This window comes from Streptomyces sp. SID5910, from assembly GCF_009862125.1.
GTDB lineage: Bacteria > Actinomycetota > Actinomycetes > Streptomycetales > Streptomycetaceae > Streptomyces.
In genome coordinates, this window is record NZ_WWHX01000557.1 from 1 (window position 1) to 18434 (window position 18434).

At 72.7% G+C, this 18434-nt stretch carries 15 protein-coding genes; 11 read left to right on the forward strand and 4 right to left on the reverse strand.

What is annotated here, in order from left to right; all coding sequences use genetic code 11:
* The 3 genes from GTW67_RS19570 to GTW67_RS19580 all read left to right on the forward strand — a co-directional run.
* Nucleotides 1–561, forward strand: a 561-nt coding sequence (locus GTW67_RS19570) for a GlgC family sugar phosphate nucleotidyltransferase (protein WP_272920516.1), incomplete at its 5' end; no start/stop codon positions are given.
* A 282-nt stretch (nt 562–843) separates the two neighbouring features.
* On the forward strand, nt 844–2184 hold the full coding sequence (locus tag GTW67_RS19575; RefSeq protein ID WP_161166117.1) for a wax ester/triacylglycerol synthase family O-acyltransferase: 1341 nt from the start codon (nt 844–846) through the stop codon (nt 2182–2184).
* Between the two features lie 103 nt (nt 2185–2287).
* Nucleotides 2288–3790: an SDR family NAD(P)-dependent oxidoreductase gene (locus tag GTW67_RS19580; protein WP_161166118.1), complete on the forward strand. Its 1503-nt coding sequence runs from the start codon at nt 2288–2290 to the stop codon at nt 3788–3790.
* Between the two features lie 216 nt (nt 3791–4006).
* Here the strand turns inward: GTW67_RS19580 and GTW67_RS19585 are convergent, their stop codons facing one another.
* Nucleotides 4007–4450, reverse strand: a complete 444-nt coding sequence (locus tag GTW67_RS19585; RefSeq protein ID WP_161166119.1) for a hypothetical protein — start codon at nt 4448–4450, stop codon at nt 4007–4009.
* A gap of 472 nt (nt 4451–4922) precedes the next feature.
* Here GTW67_RS19585 and GTW67_RS37045 point away from each other — a divergent pair, with 472 nt between their 5' ends.
* Together GTW67_RS37045 and GTW67_RS19590 are read left to right on the forward strand one after the other, a co-directional pair.
* Nucleotides 4923–5096, forward strand: coding sequence for a hypothetical protein (locus tag GTW67_RS37045; RefSeq protein WP_346010693.1), 174 nt, complete (start codon nt 4923–4925; stop codon nt 5094–5096).
* A 46-nt stretch (nt 5097–5142) separates the two neighbouring features.
* Nucleotides 5143–5625, forward strand: coding sequence for a GNAT family N-acetyltransferase (locus GTW67_RS19590; protein ID WP_161166120.1), 483 nt, complete (start codon nt 5143–5145; stop codon nt 5623–5625).
* Between the two features lie 16 nt (nt 5626–5641).
* Here the strand turns inward: GTW67_RS19590 and GTW67_RS19595 are convergent, their stop codons facing one another.
* A complete protein-coding gene (locus GTW67_RS19595; RefSeq protein WP_161166121.1) occupies nt 5642–6994 on the reverse strand; it encodes an amidase family protein in 1353 nt (450 codons plus the stop codon).
* Nucleotides 6995–7150: 156 nt separating this feature from the next.
* Nucleotides 7151–8197 carry a LacI family DNA-binding transcriptional regulator gene (locus tag GTW67_RS19600; RefSeq protein ID WP_161166122.1) on the reverse strand — a complete coding sequence of 349 codons (1047 nt, stop codon included), beginning with the start codon at nt 8195–8197 and terminating at the stop codon, nt 7151–7153.
* A gap of 216 nt (nt 8198–8413) precedes the next feature.
* On the opposite strand from GTW67_RS19600, the gene GTW67_RS19605 reads away from it, so the two are divergent.
* The 5 genes from GTW67_RS19605 to GTW67_RS19625 all read left to right on the forward strand — a co-directional run bounded on the left by GTW67_RS19605 (nt 8414) and on the right by GTW67_RS19625 (nt 16001).
* The gene (locus tag GTW67_RS19605; RefSeq protein WP_161166123.1) at nt 8414–9706 is read left to right on the forward strand and encodes an extracellular solute-binding protein; all 1293 of its coding nucleotides are present in this window, start codon (nt 8414–8416) and stop codon (nt 9704–9706) included.
* Nucleotides 9707–9712: 6 nt separating this feature from the next.
* Complete coding sequence (locus tag GTW67_RS19610) at nt 9713–10627, forward strand: carbohydrate ABC transporter permease (RefSeq protein ID WP_161166124.1); 915 nt, start codon at nt 9713–9715, stop codon at nt 10625–10627.
* A complete protein-coding gene (locus GTW67_RS19615; protein WP_161166125.1) occupies nt 10624–11532 on the forward strand; it encodes an ABC transporter permease subunit in 909 nt (302 codons plus the stop codon). The genes GTW67_RS19610 and GTW67_RS19615 overlap by 4 nt, the downstream gene beginning before the upstream one ends.
* 67 nt (nt 11533–11599) lie before the next feature.
* Nucleotides 11600–12910, forward strand: coding sequence for a glycoside hydrolase 5 family protein (locus GTW67_RS19620; RefSeq protein ID WP_202437438.1), 1311 nt, complete (start codon nt 11600–11602; stop codon nt 12908–12910).
* A 70-nt stretch (nt 12911–12980) separates the two neighbouring features.
* Nucleotides 12981–16001: an alpha-mannosidase gene (locus tag GTW67_RS19625; RefSeq protein ID WP_161166126.1), complete on the forward strand. Its 3021-nt coding sequence runs from the start codon at nt 12981–12983 to the stop codon at nt 15999–16001.
* A 39-nt stretch (nt 16002–16040) separates the two neighbouring features.
* Here GTW67_RS19625 and GTW67_RS19630 read toward each other — a convergent pair whose 3' ends face one another.
* Nucleotides 16041–17462 carry a lipase maturation factor family protein gene (locus GTW67_RS19630; RefSeq protein WP_161166115.1) on the reverse strand — a complete coding sequence of 474 codons (1422 nt, stop codon included), beginning with the start codon at nt 17460–17462 and terminating at the stop codon, nt 16041–16043.
* Between the two features lie 118 nt (nt 17463–17580).
* Between GTW67_RS19630 and GTW67_RS19635 the strand changes: the two genes are divergently transcribed.
* On the forward strand, nt 17581–18434 hold an 854-nt coding region (locus GTW67_RS19635; RefSeq protein ID WP_161166127.1), incomplete at its 3' end, for a PAS domain-containing protein.

Below are 18434 nucleotides of genomic sequence, written 5' to 3' on the forward strand. Positions count from 1 at the left end.
CCGCGGTCCGTGCACGACATGGGCGGCTCGATCCTGCCCCAGCTCACCGACCGGGGCGAGGCCGCGCTCTACGACTTCAGCGCCAACCACGTGCCGGGGGAGACCTCCCGAGACCAGGGGTACTGGCGGGACGTCGGCACCCTCGACGCGTACTACGACGCCCACATGGACCTGATCGCCGAGCGGCCCGCCTTCAACCTCTACAACCGCGACTGGCCGATCTACACCCACTCCACCCAGCTGTCGCCGGCCCGCTTCAACGCCGGCGGCATGGCCGGTGAGTCGATCATCAGCGCGGGGTGCCTGATCCGCGGCCAGGTCTCCCGGTCCGTGCTGTCGCCGGGCGTGGTGGTCGACCCCGGGGCGGTCGTGCAGGGCTCGGTGCTGCACGACAACGTGCACATCGGCCGGGGCGCCGTGGTGCGCGGGGCGGTGCTGGACAAGAACGTCGAGGTGCCGCCGGGCGCGACGATCGGCGTCAACCCGGAGCGGGACGCCGACCTGTACACCGTGTCCAAGGGCGGAGTGATCGCACTGGGCAAGGGGCAGCGGGTGCCCTGACGGGCGGACGATCGGGCGGGCGGGCGGGCCGCGGCTTCGGGTGGGGAACGCCCGGCGGCCACCCGGTCGGCCCGCGGCCGTCCGGGTGGGGAAGCGCGGGGCGGGCGGTGCCGCCGGTGCGGCCCGAGCGCAAGCGCCCCATGACTCCCAGGAGTCCGGTCCTTTCCCGAAGGGGCCGGACTTTAATCTGTTGTTAACTGTGCGTAGCTTGATCGTACTTGACCGTAATCGGCGGAGGGCGATTGACTGCTTGTCCACCCGTCGTCCTTGCGAGGCAAGCCCTTGACTTCCGATCTGCTCGCCCCTCTCGACCTGGCGTTCTGGAACATCGAGTCCGCCGAGCACCCCATGCACCTCGCGGCGCTCGGCGTCTTCCCGGCTCACTCGCCCACCGCCGGCGCCCTCGCGGCGGACCTGCTCGCGGCCCGCGCGCCGGGCGTGCCCGGCCTTCGGATGCGGATCCGCGACACATGGCAGCCGCCGCTCGCGCTGCGCCGGCCCTTCTCCTTCGGCGGCGCCACCCGCGAGCCCGACCCGCACTTCGACCCGCTCGACCACGTCCGGCTGCACGCCCCGACGACGGACTTCCACGCCCGGGCCGGCCGCCTGATGGAACGCCCCCTGGAGCGCGGCCGGCCGCCCTGGGAGGCCCATGTGCTGCCGGGCGCGGACGGCGAGTCCTTCGCCGTGCTGTTCAAGTTCCACCACGCCCTGGCCGACGGACTGCGGGCCCTGGCCCTCGCCGCGGGCGTCCTCGACCCGATGGACATGCCCCCGCCCCGCCCCCGGCCCGAGACGCCCCGGCGCGGCATGCTGCCGGACGTGCGCACCCTGCCGGGCCTGGTGCGCGGCGCCCTGTCCGACGCGGGCCGAGCCCTGGACATCGGCGCCTCCGCGGCCCTCGCCGGCCTCGACGTACGCTCCTCGCCCGCCCTCACCGCCGAGCCGTCCGGCACCCGCCGCATCGCGGGCGCGGCCGTCGACCTCGACGACGTGCACCGGATCCGCAAGACCGTCGGCGGCACCGTCAACGACGTACTGATCGCCGTCGTCGCCGGGGCCCTGCGCCGCTGGCTGGACGAGCGGGGCGACGGCAGCGAGGGCGTCGCGCCCCGCGCCCTGATCCCCGTCTCCCAGCGCCGCCCCCGCACCGCCCACCCGCAGGGCAACCGGCTCTCCGGCTACCTGATACGGCTTCCGGTCGGCGACCCCGACCCGCTCGCCCGGCTCGGCACGGTGCGCGACGCGATGGACCGCAACAAGGACGCCGGGCCGGGGCGGGGCGCCGGCGCGGTCGCCCTGCTCGCCGACCACGTCCCGGCGCTCGGCCACCGGCTCGGCGGGCCCCTGGTCGGCCAGGCCGCCCGGCTCTGGTTCGACATCCTGGTCACCAGCGTGCCCCTGCCCAGCCTCGGCCTGCGGCTCGGCGGACACCCGCTCACCGAGGTCTACCCCCTGGCGCCGCTGGCCCGCGGCCACTCTCTGGCGGTCGCCGTCTCGACGTACCGGGGACGCGTCCACTACGGCCTGGTCGCCGACGCCAAGGCCGTGCCGGACCTCGACCGGCTCACCCTGGCCCTGACGCAGGAGGTGGAGACCTTGCTCACTGCGTGCCGCTGCTGACCCCGGCGGGTTTGGATCCGGGCTCGGCGCTGAATAAAATCCGCTGTTCGACAGCGGCCGCGTCTCGAAGCGCCGCCACGGTGACCAGGGAACGGCAGCGGCGATGACGGTGACACAGGACGGCCCGGCGACCACGGACGAGGTGACGACCTCCACCTACGGCCCCGGCATCGACCCGGAGCGGCTCGCCGTCTGCCTGAGCGTGCTCGAGGAGCTCGACGAGCTGGACGTCGACCACCCCGACGCGATCGCGGTCCGCCGGGCCACCTCGCACATCTACCGCATGGTCAAGCAGCGCCGCCGCCAGGAGCGCCGGGCCGCCAAGACCGCCCACGACAAGGCGGTCACCGAGGCCACCGCCACCGGCTCCGCCGAGCGCATCGACGACGAGACCGAAGGCATCCTGCCCTCCTCCCGCACCGAGGAGGGCACGATCGCGGGCATACTCCAGCGCCCGCGCTCCTGCTACATCTGCAAGCAGCGCTACGTCGAGGTCGACTACTTCTACCACCAGCTCTGCCAGGACTGCGCCGCCGAGAACCGGGCCCGGCGCGACGCCCGCGCGGACCTGTCCGGCAAGCGCGCGCTGCTCACCGGCGGCCGCGCCAAGATCGGCATGTACATCGCGCTCCGGCTGCTGCGGGACGGCGCCCACACCACGGTCACGACCCGCTTCCCCAAGGACGCCATCCGCCGCTTCAAGGCCATGGACGACTCCGCCGACTGGATCCACCGCCTGGAGGTCGTCGGCATCGACCTGCGCGACCCGGCCCAGGCCGTGGCGCTGGCCGACCAGGTCACCGCGCAGGGCCCGCTCGACATCCTGATCAACAACGCCACCCAGACGGTGCGCCGCCTGCCCTCCGCGTACGCCGCCCTCGTCGAGGGCGAGAGCGCCCCGCTGCCGGCCGGTGAGCTGCCCGCCCACCACGTCATCGGCGCCTTCGGCTCCGGCGCGGTGGACGGACTGGCCGCCCTGCCCGTCGGCGCCTCCGGGCTGGACGCGCAGAAGGTGGCCGACCTCGCCCTGGTCGCCGGCAACGCCAGCGTGGTCCGGCACCGCGACGGCACCGCCATCGACGCGGGCGGCCTGCTCCCCGACGTCGTCGACACCAACACCTGGGTGCAGACCATCGAGCAGATCTCCCCGGTGGAGCTGCTGGAGACCCAGCTGTGCAACTACACCTCGCCGTTCATCCTCATCAGCAAGCTCCGGCCGGCGATGGCCGAGGCCGCGCGCCGGGCGTCCTCCGGGCGCGCCTACGTCGTCAACGTCTCCGCGATGGAAGGCGTGTTCGCCCGCGGCTACAAGGGCGCCGGCCACCCCAACACCAACGCGGCCAAGGCGGCGATGAACATGGTGACGCGGACCAGCGCCCAGGAGATGTTCGACACCGACCGCATCCTGATGACCTCGGTCGACACCGGCTGGATCACCGACGAGCGCCCGCACTACGACAAGCTGCGCCTGGCCGACGAGGGCTTCCACGCCCCGCTCGACCTGGTCGACGGTGCCGCCCGCGTCTACGACCCGGTGGTGCGCGGCGAGGCGGGCGAGGACCTGTACGGCGTCTTCCTCAAGGACTACGCGCCCGGCAAGTGGTGACCGCGGCGGCGGGCCGACGGCCGTAATCCGCTGGCCCGTTCACCGGGCGACGCCCTACTGTGGGGGTGCGCCGGCGTGCCCGGTGCGCCGGTCACGCGTACTTCATGGTTCGACTCCATCCAGGCCCTCCCAGGGGCCTGTCGCCCACCTAGGCGGGCAGCCGCGCGGCCACCCCGATCTCGGGCACGCCCGGCGCACACCCGCGGAGGGATCCGGTCAGTCGACCGCTCCCAGCCGCGAGTTGCGCGCCGCCAGCAGTTCCAGCACCGTACGCCAGTCCTCCAGGACCCCCGCGTCGAAGACGGCCGTACGGGCCTCCTCGTCGGCCTGGCGCAGGCCGAGCAGGTCGTCGTCGCGGGACGGGGCGTCCGGGCGGGCGTACCCGTGCAGCAAGTGGGCGACGCGCGGGCCGAGCAGGGGCCGCATCGCGTCGGCCGTGCGGCCCGCAGGACCGCCGGGCCACAGCAGCCGCCCCACCACGGCCACCAGGCCGGCCACCTGGAGCTCCTTGTCGGCCGGTCGCCGCCGGCGCAGCAGCGCGGCGGTGCGCAGCGCGTGCCCGTACGGATCCGCGGGGCCGCCGCCGTGCCCGGCGGACGCCCGCGCGCCCCGGCAGGCGTACAGCAGGTCCATCAGCTCCTCGACGCTGCGCAGTTCCATGCCCCGGTCCCTCCCACGAGACAGCCGCCCGGACCGCCAGCGCACCATGGCGAGCTTGCGGCGCGGCCAACGGCGACTGAACGGCACGGCCGTCCGCCGCCGACATCCAAGGCGCGGCCGGCGATGTGGGCCGAACGGGTGAGCCGTGCAGCGGGCGAAAGGTGCGGAATCGCGGCAGACTGTCCCCAACTGTGCGCGGGGCGGCGGGCAATGGTTACCCCATGTTTACGAGCCCCATAGAGCGCACCCCCGCTCATTTGGTTAATCTGGAGCGGACGGACAGGCAGCACCGGGTGCCTACCCACACCCACGGCCCGTCATGGGACGCGGTCCACATCGGCCCGCTCCCGCCCGAATTACCGGCGCCACCGCGTCCGAACTGCATGCGACTCATACCCGAGTGGGCGCCAGGCGCCGGACGGCACACTGGCCGACAGGCCCCGAGGGTGACCCGACACATAAGGAGTGCGCGGTGACACCGGAGACGACGAACCCCGATCAACGCCCCAAGGAACGCGCCGAGCGCGCCGGGCGCCGGCCCGGAGAGATCGGCAGCCTCGACGTGTGGGCGCGTTCCGCCCCCATCCGCCTCGCGGGCTACGAGGAAGACCTCGCCGAGCCGCACATCCTGCCCAGCGTGGACTGACCCCCGCAGGACCCGCCGGACGCGTGGGCGTGCGAGACTCACGCCCATGCTGATCAGGGAAGCGACGGCCACCGACTGGCCGCGGATCTGGCCCTTCTGGCACCGCATCGTCGCCGCCGGCGAGACCTACGCCTGGGACCCGGACACGTCCGAGGAGGACGCCCGGGCGCTGTGGATGAACCCCGCCAAACGCGTCCACGTCGTCGAGGACGACACCGGCACCGTCGTCGCCTCCGCCTACGTCACCCCCAACTACGGCGGCCCCGCCGCCCGCATCGCCAACGCCGGCTTCATGGTCGACCCGGACCGGGCCGGCCGCGGCACCGGCCGCGCCCTCGCCGAGTACGTCCTCGAGTCCGCCAGGGCCGACGGCTACCGGGGCATGGTCTTCAACGCCGTCGTCGAGACCAACCCCGCCGTCCGCCTCTGGACCTCCCTCGGCTTCACGATCCTCGGCACGGTCCCGGACGCCTTCGACCACCCCCGGCACGGTCCGGTCGGCCTGCACATCATGTACCGCGCGCTCTAGGGGGCGTCCTGGGGCGTCAGTCCAGCGGGGCCGTACGCCGCCACGGGCGCAGGGCCTCGATCCGCTCTGCCAGCTCCAGCAGCGCCGCCTCCGACCCGGGGCGCCCCACCAGCTGCACGGCACAGGGCGCGCCCGAGGGCAGCTCCCCGAAGGGCACCGACATCGCGGGCCAGCCGGTCAGGTTCCACGGCGGGGTGAACGGGGAGTACGCCGAGTTGGCCGCCACGTTGCGCAGCCAGCCCCGCTCGTGCCACGGCCCGGCCTTGGGCGAGCGGCGGGCCAGGGCCGGGGTGAGCAGCACGTCGTACTCGGCGAAGAACGGCGCCAGGCGCTCACGCAGCCGCTCCCGGCCGCCACCGGTGGACGCCGTGCCCACGAAGCGCCGCCCGATGCCCGCGTGCACCCGGGTGCGCCGCGCCAGCCTGCGCGGGTCGAGACCCCGGGCGTCCACCGACGTCCCCGCCGTCCAGTGCGCCACGGCGGTCAGGCCAAGCGACGCCGGGTAGGGCGGGTCGGCCCGCCGCACCTGGTGCCCGGCCCGCATCAGCACCCCGGCCGCCTCACGGACGGCGTCCGCGTACGGGCGGGAGACGGTGACGCCGGCGAGCGGGCTGCGCGGGGAGACGGCGACCCGGAGGCTGCCGGGCTCCGTCCGGCGGAACCGGCCGTTCGCCGGATCGTCCGCGAGCACCGAGAGCATCAGGCGGGCGTCCTCGATCGTCGTGGCCAGCGGCCCGTTCTCGGACATCCCGAACCAGTCGCCGTCGCCGATGCCGGCCGGGACCACGCCGTGGCCCGGCTTGATGGTGACCAGACCGCAGTTGGCCGCCGGGATGCGCAGCGAGCCCATGCCGTCGTTGCCCAGCGCGAGGGGCACCAGCCCGGCGGCGACCGCGGCGGCGCTGCCGCCCGACGAACCGCCCGCCGTGCGCGCCGGGTCCCATGGGTTGCGGGAGGTGCCGTGCACGCCCTCGGTGGTGCCGAACACGCACAGTTCGGGCACGTTCGTCAGCCCCACGACGACCGCGCCGGCCGCCCGCAGCCGGGCCACGGTGACGTGGTCGGCCTCGGCGGGCGCGTCCGGCGTCGCGGCGGAACCGATCCGCGTGGACTCGCCGCGCACCGCGAGATTGTCCTTGACGGCCACCGGGACGCCGGCCAGGGGCAGTTCGGCCAGATCGCCCCGGGCGCCCACCGCGTCGGCCTCCGCGAGGGCCGCCTCGGCGCGCACCGCCCGGAAGGCGCCGACGCGGCCGTCGAGCCGCTCGATGCGGGCGAGGTGCTCCGCCACCACCTCGCGCGGCGTGGCCCTCTTCTCACGTACGGCGGCGGCGATCTCGGCGGCGGTCCGGCCGGCCCACTCGGTCACGGGAGCTCCTTGGTGCGATGCGATGCGATGGGGTGCGATGCGATGCGGTGCGGTTGGGTGCGGTGCGGGAACGGGATTACTGGTGAGTACGCAGACAGCACTCTGCCCGCCCGGACACCTCCGCGTCGAGAGCCCCGGCCCCGTCGGCCGCGCCGCTCAGACCGGCCGGGCCGGCCCCGTGCTGTCGCGCTCGATCAGCCGCGGCACCGGCACGCGCACCGTGCGGGCCGGGCCGCCGTCCAGCAGGGCGGTCAGTTCCGTCGCCGCCGTGCGGCCGAACTCCACGCTGTCCCGGGACAGCGCCGACAGCCACGGCTTGACCATGCGGCACAGCGCCGAGTCCTCCCAGGCCACCACGGACACGTCCGCCGGCACCGAGAAGCCGAGCCCGGCCGCGGCGGCGACCCCGGCGACGGCCATCACGTCGTTGTCGTAGATCAGGGCCGTCGGGGGAGCGGGCGCCTCCAGCACGCGGCGGGTGACGGCCGCGCCCTCGGCGTCCGAGTAGTCCGTGGTCACCGACTCGACCTCGCCGAGACCGCGTCGCCCGGCCTCCGCGCGCAGGGCACGGATCCGGCGCTCGGTGTGGGCGAGGCCCGCCAGCCCGGCGATGTGCACGATCCGCCGGTGCCCGAGCGCGTACAGCGCGTCCACCAGCGCGGCCATCGCGCCCGCGTCGTCCGCCCACACCGTCGACAGCCCCGGGTGCTGTTCGTCCGGCGCCCCGCCGATCACCACGGCGGGCAGGCCGAGTTCGTCGAGCAGATCGGGCCGCGGGTCGTCGGTGCGCGGGTCGACCACCAGCACGCCGTCCACGCGGTGTTCGGCCCACCAGCGCCGGTACACCGCGCACTCGTCCTCGACGTCCTGCGCCACCTGGAACAGCAGGCCGAGATGGCGCCGCGCCAGCACCTCCTGGATGCCGGAGACCAGTTGCAGGAAGAAGGAGTCGACGCCGAGGGTGTGCGCCGGCCGGGCCAGCACGAAGCCGACCGTCGCCGCGCCCTCGCCGGACAGCGCGCGGGCCGCCGTGCTGGGCCGCCAGCCCAGCTGCTCGGCGACCCGGCGCACCCGGTCCCGGGTGATCTCGGAGACCCCCGGCCGGTCGTTCAGCGCGAAGGAGACCGCGCTCTCGGAGACCCCGGCCCGCCGCGCGATGTCCTTCATCGTCGGCCGGCGCGCGGCGGGCCGCTTGGCCGGCATGCGCGCTCCTTTCCTCACCACAGAGCTAAAGCGCTTGAGTGGAAAGATCCTAAAGCGCATTAGTAGTTCGCGGCAAGTCCCCCGCTATGAGGCTCTGAGCTGCACTAATGCTCGCCAGTTCTCATTAGTTGGCGTGAATCCATTGACTTTCCGCGAATCGGCCGTGCATGGTCTCTGGCATCCCACCGCCGACGTCCTCCAGGGAGACGTGTCACCGTGCCCACTTCGCGCAGAACATTCGCCGTCGCCGCCCTAGCCGCTCTCGTCCTGCCGCTGAGTGCCTGCGGCTCGGACGGCGACAGCGGCGGTTCGACCGACGCCTCCGGCAAGGTCGAGGGCGACATCACCTTCCAGACCTGGAACCTGCGGGCCAACTTCAAGCCCTACTTCGAGGGCCTGATCGCCGACTTCGAGAAGAAGTACCCCGGCACCCACGTCAAGTGGGTCGACCAGCCCGGCGAGGGCTACGCCGACAAGATCAGCGCCGACGCCGCCGGCGGCACCCTGCCCGACGTCGTCAACGTCTCCCCGGACCTCGTGGCCCCGCTCGCCAAGGCCGGCCTCGCCCTCGACCTGGACAAGGCCGCCGGCCAGTACGAGAAGGAGTACCTGGAGGGCGCCTGGGCCAGCCACCGCATACCGGGCATGGAGGGCACGTACGCCTTCCCCTGGTACCTCAACACCGGCCCGCTCTTCTACAACAAGTCCCTCTTCCAGAAGGCCGGACTCGACGCCGAACAGCCGCCGAAGACGTACGACGAGGTCTTCGACGCCGCCCTGAAGATCGCCGACAAGACCGGCGGCGACGTCGCCACACTCGCCAACGTGCCCACCATCGAGGACTTCGGCCGCTACGGCGTACCCCTCATGAACGAGGAGGGCACCGCCTTCACCTTCAACGACGCCAAGGGAGTCGAACTCCTCACCAAGTACAAGGAGTTGTACGACGCCAAGGCGCTCGACCCGCAGGCGCTGACGGCCACGCCCGAGTCCTCCGGGAAGAAGTTCCTCACCGGGGCCGTCGCCATGAACCCGGGCAGCGCGCTCGACCTCGCCAACTTCAAGAAGCAGGCGCCCAACCTGTACAAGAACATCGGCATCACCGACCAGATCACCAGCACCGGCCACGTCAACATGTACGTGATGGGCCTGATGGTGAACGCGCAGAGCCAGCGCAAGCCCGCCGCCGTCGCCTTCGCACACTACGTCACCGACGCCGCGCACCAGATGTCGTTCGCCAAGCAGGTCGCCATCTTCCCGAGCACCGCGGGATCGCTGGACGACCCGTACTTCACCAAGGAGGACGGCACCGACGAGACCCGGGTGCGCGTCGCCGCCGCCGAGTCGCTGAAGGACGCGGTCAACTACACGCCCGTGCTGTTCAGCGAGCAGATGAAGACCGAGCTGCGCAACGAGGTGGCCAAGGCGCTCCAGGGCAAGCAGAGCCCGAAGGAAGCGCTGGACAACGCTGTCAAGGCGTGCGCCCGGCTCCTCCAGCAGCAGGGCTGAGGCGTCATGGCGAGTCCCACCCTCCCCGGCCCCCAGCGCGTGACCCGGCGCGTGCGGCGCCAACTGCCGTCCAGTCCCTGGCTGTTCGCCGCCCCGGGCCTGCTGATCATCGGCGCGTTCATCCTGTACCCGTTCGTCTCCACGCTCGTCAACGCCTTCACCGACCGCCGCACCCTGGTCCCGGGCGAGTTCGTGGGTCTCGCCAACTTCCGCGAGCTGCTCCACGACGACATGTTCTGGATCGGCCTGCGCAACAGCACCCTGTACGTCCTCGGGGTCGTCCCCGCGCTGGTCCTGCTGCCGCTGCTGCTCACGCTGCTGGTGCAGAAGAACATCCCCGGCATCACCTTCTTCCGCTCGGCCTTCTACACGCCGGTCGTCGCCTCGATCGTCGTCGTCGGGCTGATCTGGGTCTGGCTGCTGGACGAGCGCGGCCTGGTCAACTCCCTGCTGGAGACGCTCGGCGCGAGCCCTGTCGGCTTTCTCAGCGACCAGTGGCTGATCCTGCTCAGCGCGATGGGCGTCACGGTCTGGAAGGGCCTCGGCTACTACATGATCATCTACCTCGCGGCGCTCGCCAACGTGCCCCGCGAACTGCACGAGGCCGCCGCCGTGGACGGCGCGGGCGCGGTCCGCCGCTTCCTCACCGTCACCGTGCCCGCCGTGCGCTCCACGATGGTGCTGGTCGCGGCCCTCTCCTCGGTCGCCGCCTTCAAGGTGTTCTCCGAGGTCTACCTGATGGCGGGCCCCAGCGGCGGCCCGGCCGGCGAGGACACCACCCTCGTCATGCTCGTCCAGCGCACCGGCACCGGCCTGACCGGCCGCGTCGGCTACGCCTCCGCCATCTCCGTCGTCGTCTTCGTCGTCACCGTCGCCCTGATGCTGCTCGTCCTGCGCGCCGACCGGAAGGAGGAGTCGTGAGCGTCATGGAAAAGGTCCGGCCCGCCGACCGGCCCGAGGCCCCGGCCCGGGAACCCCGGATCACCGACGAGCACGGCCGCCGCGTACGGGTCTGGGAACTCGCCCTGCGCTACCTGCTGTTGCTCGGTGTCCTTGCCCTGACCATCGGACCGTTCCTGTGGCAGCTGTCGACCTCGCTGAAGGGCCCCACCGAGGACATCTTCAGCTCCCCGCCGAAGTTCCTGCCCTCGGACCCGACCCTGCACAACTACGAGCGGGTCGCCGAGACCATCCCCGTCTGGGACTACGCCCTGAACTCGCTGAAGGTCGCCGCCGCCAACGTGGTCACCAACTGCGTCGGCGCCGCCCTCGCCGGCTACGCCCTGGCCCGCCTGCGCTACCGCGGCCGGCGCGTCACCACCCTGGTGTTCATCCTGGCCATGCTCGTGCCGGTGGAGGGCATCATCATCGCCCAGTTCACCACCATGCGGGAGCTCGGCCTCAACAACACCCTGGTCGGCGTGCTGCTGCCCGGCTGCGTCAGCGCCCTGAACGTGCTGCTGATGCGCAACGCCTTCCTCAACCTCCCCTACGAGATCGAGGAGGCCGCCTACGTCGACGGCGCCAACGTCTGGCAGCGGTTCCTGCGCATCGCGCTGCCGTCGGTGAAGGGCACCCTCGCCGTCGTCGCGATCTTCGCCTTCATGGGCGCCTGGGACGACTTCCTGTGGCCGCTGATCGTGCTGAGCGACCCGTCCAAGTTCACGCTGACCATCGGCCTCAACTATCTGCACGGCACCTTCGCCAACGACGAGCGGCTCGTCGCGGCCGGCACGATCATCGCCGTGGCGCCGCTGATCGCCCTGTTCGCCTGCCTCCAGCGGTACTTCTTCCGCGGGGTCGGCGAGGGCGCCGTCAAGGGCTGACCCCCTGGCCCGGCACGGCCCGGGGCCGAGGGCCGACTTCCGTACTTCCCCGTAGCAAGGACACCGCATGCCTTCTGCCGTGCGCTTCGGCGTCAACTACACCCCCAGCGAGGGGTGGTTCCACCACTGGCTCGACTTCGACCTCGACTCCGTGCGCGCCGACCTCGACTCCGTCGCCGCCCTGGGCGTGGACCACGTCCGGGTCTTCCCGCTGTGGCCCTACTTCCAGCCCAACCGCTCCCTGATCCGGGAGCGCGCGGTCGAGCATCTGGTGGCGCTGGCCGACGCGGCCGGCGAACGCGGCCTCGACGTCAACGTGGACGGCCTTCAAGGGCACTTGAGCAGCTTCGACTTCCTGCCGGCCTGGACCCGCACCTGGCACCGCCGCAACCTGTTCACCGACCCCGAGGTCGTCGAGGGGCAGGCCGCCTATCTGCGCACCCTCGCCGCCGCGCTCGCCGACCGGCCCAACTTCCTCGGCATGACCCTCGGCAACGAGGTCAACCAGTTCTCCGCCGGTCCCCACCCCGACCCGGACCGTGCCACCGGCGACCAGATCGACGCCTGGCTGGAGCGGATGCTGGCCGCCTGCGAGGAGGGCGCCCCGGGCCGCCTGCACCTGCACGCCGAGTACGACGCGACCTGGTACCAGGACGACCAGCCCTTCACCCCGGCCCAGGCCGCCCGCCGGGGCGCCGTCACGGCCGTGCACTCCTGGGTCTTCAACGGCACCGCCCAGCGCCACGGCCGCACCTCCGTGCCCAGCGAGCACCACGCCGCCTACCTCATCGAGCTGAGCAAGGCGTGGGCCGACGACCCGCACCGCCCGGTCTGGCTCCAGGAGGTCGGCGCCCCCGCGCCCCTCGTCCCCGCCGAGCACGCCGCCGCCTTCACCGAGGCGACCGTCGGGAACGCCCTGGACTGCCCGGACCTGTGGGGCGTCACCTGGTGGTGCTCCCACGACGTGTCCCGGGCACTGGCCGACTTCCCCGAGCTGGAGTACGGGCTCGGCCTGCTCACCAACGACCGGCGCCCCAAGGACACGGCACGGGTCCTGGCCCGCGCGGCCCGTGCCGCACGCGAGGGGTCGCACCCGGTCCCCGCCCCGCGCACCACCGCGCTGGCCGTGCCGGCCGACCCGGCCGCCCGATCGGCCTGCGCCCCCGGCGGTGCCGTGTTCGACGCCTTCTTCCGGCTGACCGCCGACGGCGCCCGCCCCACCACCGTCCTCGACACGCGCGCCGCCGACACCGGGCACCTCGCCGCGCGCGGCATCACCGAGGTCGTCACCCCCGACGACGTACTCGCCGCCCCCGGCGCGCACGGTTCGGACCGGGCACGGCGGGGGAGCTGTACTCCAGGCCGGCCCCCGTCCTGACCCCTCCGCCGCGCCGGAAAGCAGCCGCAGCACCACCGGAACCACCCGCCCCCGACACCGGAGCACCCGCATGCATGACGACCGCAACCTGGTCGAAGCCCGCCTCAAGCGCGTCCTCGACGAGCGCGTCCGCCCCGCCGTGTACCCCGAGTCCGTGCCGCTCGACGTCGCGGTGTGGAACGCGCCCGGCGAGCCCGTCCCCGTCGAGGAGGGACTCGCGGCCGAACCCGAGCCCATCGCGGTCGGCGCCCGCTGGGGCGCGCCCTGGGGCACCAGCTGGTTCCGGGTCACCGGCACCGTGCCGAAGGAGTGGGCCGGGAAGACCGTCGAGGCGATCCTCGACCTCGGCTTCGACGAGAACATGCCCGGCTTCCAGTGCGAGGGCCTGGTCTACCGCCCCGACGGCACCCCCGTGAAGGGCCTCAACCCGCGCAACCAGTGGGTGCGGATCGGCGCCCCCGCCGAGGGCGGCGAGGAGGTCCGCCTGCACATCGAGGCCGCCTCCAACCCCGTCATCCTCGACTACCACCCCTTCGTGCCCACGCAGCTCGGTGACAAGGACACGGCGGGCAGCGAACCGCAGTACACGCTCGCCCGCATGGACCTCGCCGTCCTCGACGAGACCGTGTGGAACCTGGTGCTCGACCTGGAGGTGCTCGGCGAGCTGATGGCCGAGCTGCCGGTGGACTCGCCGCGCCGCTGGGAGATCCTGCGCGCGGTCGACAAGGCGCTGGACGCCATCGACCTCCAGGACGTCAACGGCACGGCGGAAGCGGCCCGTTCACGGCTGACCGGCGTGCTGTCCGCCCCCGCCGTGCCCTCCGCGCACCGCATCAGCGCCGTCGGGCACGCGCACATCGACTCGGCGTGGCTGTGGCCGCTGCGTGAGACCGTGCGCAAGGTCGCCCGCACCACCTCCAACATGACCGCTCTGCTGGAGGACGAGCCGGACTTCGTCTTCGCCATGTCGCAGGCCCAGCAGTGGGCGTGGGTGCGCGACCACCGGCCCGAGGTGTGGGCGCGGGTCAAGAAGGCCGTCGCGGACGGGCGGTTCGTGCCGGCCGGCGGCATGTGGGTCGAGTCGGACACCAACATGCCCGGCTCGGAGGCGATGGCCCGGCAGTTCGTGCACGGCAAGCGGTTCTTCCTCGACGAGTTCGGCGTGGAGAACGACGAGGCGTGGCTGCCGGACACCTTCGGCTTCGCGGCGGGCCTCCCGCAGATCATCAAGGCGGCCGGCGCCAAGTACCTGCTGACGCAGAAGATCTCCTGGTCGCAGACGAACAAGTTCCCGCACCACACCTTCCGTTGGGAGGGCATCGACGGCACCCGGATCTTCACGCACTTCCCGCCCGTCGACACCTACAACTGCTCGATGAAGGGCAGCGAGATCGCCCACGCGGCGAGGAACTTCAAGGACAAGGGCGTCGCCCGGCACTCCCTCGCCCCCACCGGCTGGGGCGACGGGGGCGGCGGCACCACGCGCGAGATGGTCGCCAAGGCGGCCCGGCTGCGCGACCTCGAAGGCTCGGCGACCGTCGAGTGGGAGACCCCGCTGGCCTTCTTCGAGAAGGCCGAGGCCGAGAACCCCGCGCCGCCGGTCTGGGTCGGCGAACTGTACCTGGAACTCCACCGCGCCACCCTCACCAGCCAGGCCAAGACCAAGCAGGGCAACCGGCGCAGCGAACACCTTCTGCGGGAGGCCGAGCTGTGGGCGGCCACGGCCGCCGTGCGCGCCGGATTCCCCTACCCCTACGAGGACCTGGACCGCATCTGGAAGACGGTGCTGCTGCACCAGTTCCACGACATCCTGCCCGGCTCCTCCATCGCCTGGGTGCACCGCGAGGCACGCGCCACCTACGACCGCGTCGCCGCCGAACTGAACGAGATCATCGACGCCGCCCAGCGCGCCCTGGCCGGCGAGGGCGACACCCCGCTCGTCTTCAACTCCGCCCCGCACACCCGCGCCGGCGTCCCGGCCGGTGCCGCGGCCGCGCCCGCCGTCGACGGCCGTACCGACGTCAGCCCCCGCCCCGGCGGCGGCCACGTCCTCGACAACGGCCTGCTGCGCGTCGAGATCGACGCACGGGGACTGGTCGTCTCCGCGTACGACCTCGACGCCGACCGCGAGACCGTCGCGCCGGGCGGCGCGGGCAACCTGCTCCAGCTCCACCCCGACTTCCCCAACATGTGGGACGCCTGGGACGTCGACGAGTTCTACCGCCACACGGTCACCGACCTCACCGACGCCGACGAGATCGCCCCCGGCGACGACGGCGCCTCGGTGCGGATCGTCCGCTCCTTCGGCTCCTCCCGCGTCACCCAGGTCCTGACGCTGGCGCCGGGGGAGCGGCGGCTGGACGTGGACACCGAGGTCGACTGGCACGAGACGGAGAAGTTCCTCAAGCTGGCCTTCCCCCTCGACGTGCACGCCGAACGGTACGCCTCCGAGACCCAGTTCGGGCACTTCCACCGGCCCACCCACACCAACACCAGCTGGGAGGCCGCCAAGTTCGAGGCCTGCAACCACCGCTTCGTCCACCTGGAGGAGCCCGGCTGGGGCGTCGCCGTCGTCAACGACTCGACGTACGGCCACGACGTCACCCGCACCGTCCGCACCGACGGCGACGGCGGTACGACCACCACGGTCCGCGTGTCCCTGCTGCGCGCCCCGCGCTTCCCGGACCCCGAGACCGACCAGGGCGTGCACCGCTTCCGGCACGCGCTGGTGCCCGGCGCGGGCATCGGCGACGCGGTGCGCGAGGGCTGGCGGATCAACCTGCCCGAGCGGCGCGCCACCGGCGCCGGGAACGTCGCGCCGCTGGTCGCGGTCGACCGGGACGCGGTCGTCGTGACCGCCGTCAAGCTGGCCGACGACGGCAGCGGGGACGTCGTGGTCCGCTTCCACGAGGCCCACGGCGGCCGAGCGCGGGCCACGCTCACCACCGGGTTCCCGGCCACGGACGTCCAGGTGACCGACCTGCTGGAACGCCCGCTCGCGGACGCGGAGGCGCCCCGGCTGGACGGCGACCGGATCGCCGTACGGCTGCGTCCGTTCCAGCTGATGACCCTGCGCCTCAAGCGCGCCTAGCACGCGTCAGGGGGTACGGGCCCGGTCGGGTCCGTACCCCTACGGCTCCTGTGCGCCGCCCACCAGCCGGGTCGGCGGCAGATACTCCCGCACGTACGTCCGCTCCCAGCACGCGCCGGTCTCCCGCAGCTCGCGCCACGTCGTGTACCGGTACCGGAACAGCCGGGCCCGCACGAAGCGCGGCGGCGCGTCCGGCGGGAACGGGGAGCGGCGCAGCAGCCGCAGCGTGGCGCGGTCGCCCTCCAGCAGCCGTTCCACGAAGGTGCCGAACCAGGGCCCGGCGTACGAGGGCGACAGCGCGGCGAACCACATCAGCCAGTCCAGCCGCAGATGGTACGGCGCGAACTGGCGCGGCCAGCGCCGCGGATCACCGGGCTTGCCCTTGAACTCGTACTCCCGCCAGTCCGAGTCCCGGCTTGCGACCTCGTCGGCGGTGCCCTCGATCACCACCTCGTAGCGGACCCGGCTGACACTGCCGAAGGCGCCGTAGGTGTTGACCAGGTGGAGCGGGTCGAAGGACCGGTTCATCACCTGCCGGCGGGAGATCATGTTGAGGACCGGCCGGTGGCTGAGGAAGACCAGCAGCGCCGCCACCGCGAGGACCACGACCACGTACCACAGCGGAGCGCCGGGCAGGGACGGCGGACGCGCCGGGAAGCGGACCGCCGACAGGGCCAGCACGATGGTGATCCAGTTCAACCAGGCGAAGTTCCCCGACAGCACCAGCCACAGCTGGGTGACGATCATGAGGGCCGCGGCGGCCGTCGCGACGGGCTGCGGCGTGAACAGCAGGAAGGGCACCAGCAACTGCGTGACATGGTTCGCTGCCACCTCCACGCGGTGCATCCGCCGGGGCAGGTGATGGAAGAACCAGCTCAGCGGGCCCGGCATCGGCTGGGTCTCGTGGTGGTGGTCGAGACACGTCAGCTTCCGCCAGCACTCGTCTCCGCGCATCTTGATCAGCCCCGCCCCGAACTCGACGCGGAACAGCAGCCAGCGCAGCAGGAACAGCACGACGACCGGCGGGGCCACCTCGTCGTTGCCGAGGAAGACGGCGAGGAACCCCGTCTCCAGCAGCAGCGACTCCCAGCCGAACGAATACCAGGTCTGCCCGACGTTGACGACCGACAGATACAGCGCCCACGGCACCAGCCACAGCAGCATCGCCCCCCACAGCGGCAGCAGCGAGTCCAGCCCCGCCACCAGCGCCGCCGAGACCGCGCAGCCCGCCCAGACGCAGCCCGCGAAGAAGCGGTCCGAGCAGCGCCACTGGAACAGGCTCGGCGCCCGCCTGAACGGCACCCGCTCCACGAACCGGGACACCGGCGTCAGACCGCGCTCACCGAGCAGCGCCCGGAACTGGACGGCCGCCGTGACGAACGCGACCAGGTACAGGACGGCCAGCGCCCGCTGGAAGACCAGCCGGGTCAGCCAGTAGTCGGGTGAGGTGAACCACTCCACGGCTCGCGCTCCTCTCGTGCCACGCCCCCGGGTACCCCGGCGACCCGGTGTCCCTGTCGGCCTACGGGCAGCGGATCAGGAGTCGAATAATCGGGCAAATCCTGGCAAGGTGGGGCGCATGGTTGATCGGGGAGCGAGCGCCCTGTCACCCCCGGACGACTGGCCCGCCCACCCGGACCCGATCCTGGCGCTCAACCGCATGGGGAGCTTCGACTGGGACCTGGACTCCGGACTGTTCCACATGGACGCCCAGGCGCACGAGGTGTTCGACCTGCGCCCGGACGAGTACGACGGCCGCCCCGAGTCGCTGGCCGTCCGCGTCCCCGCGTCGGAGGGCCACCGCCTCGACACCCTGGTCTCCCAGGCCATGAAGGACGGCAGCGAGAACTACGGCACCTATCTGCGGGTGCGGCGCCGCGACGGCACCCTGCGCTGGGTCCGCACCCAGGGCTACATCCGCCGCGACGAGACCGGCCGCCCCCGCCGCATCATCGGCATCGTCCGCGACGCCACCCAGGAGCTCGGCGACATCGAGGCCCGCCGCGAGCAGGCCGCCCTGGACGAGGCCCGCCGGCAGCAGACCAACGTCGTGCAGCTCACCACGGCGGCGCTCGCGCACGCGCGCACCGTGGACGACGTCATCGACGCCCTCAAGGACACCCAGGGCCTCACCCATCTGGGCGCCACCAGCGTGGTCATGGGCCTGGTGGAGGGCGACCGCATCCTGCTCGTCGCCGAGGGCCCGGACGGCAGCTTCGTCCACGGCACCCGCGTCACCGGCGTGGACGAGGCGTACCCGATGAGCGAGGCCGTCCGCACGCTCAGCCCGCGCTTCATCGAGTCGCCGCAGGAGTTCGCGGAGCGCTATCCGATCCTGTGGCCGCACCTGGCCGGGCTGCACGTCACCGCGGCGGCCTATCTGCCGCTGATCGCCCAGGCCCAGCCCATCGGCGGCCTCGGCCTGCTCTACAA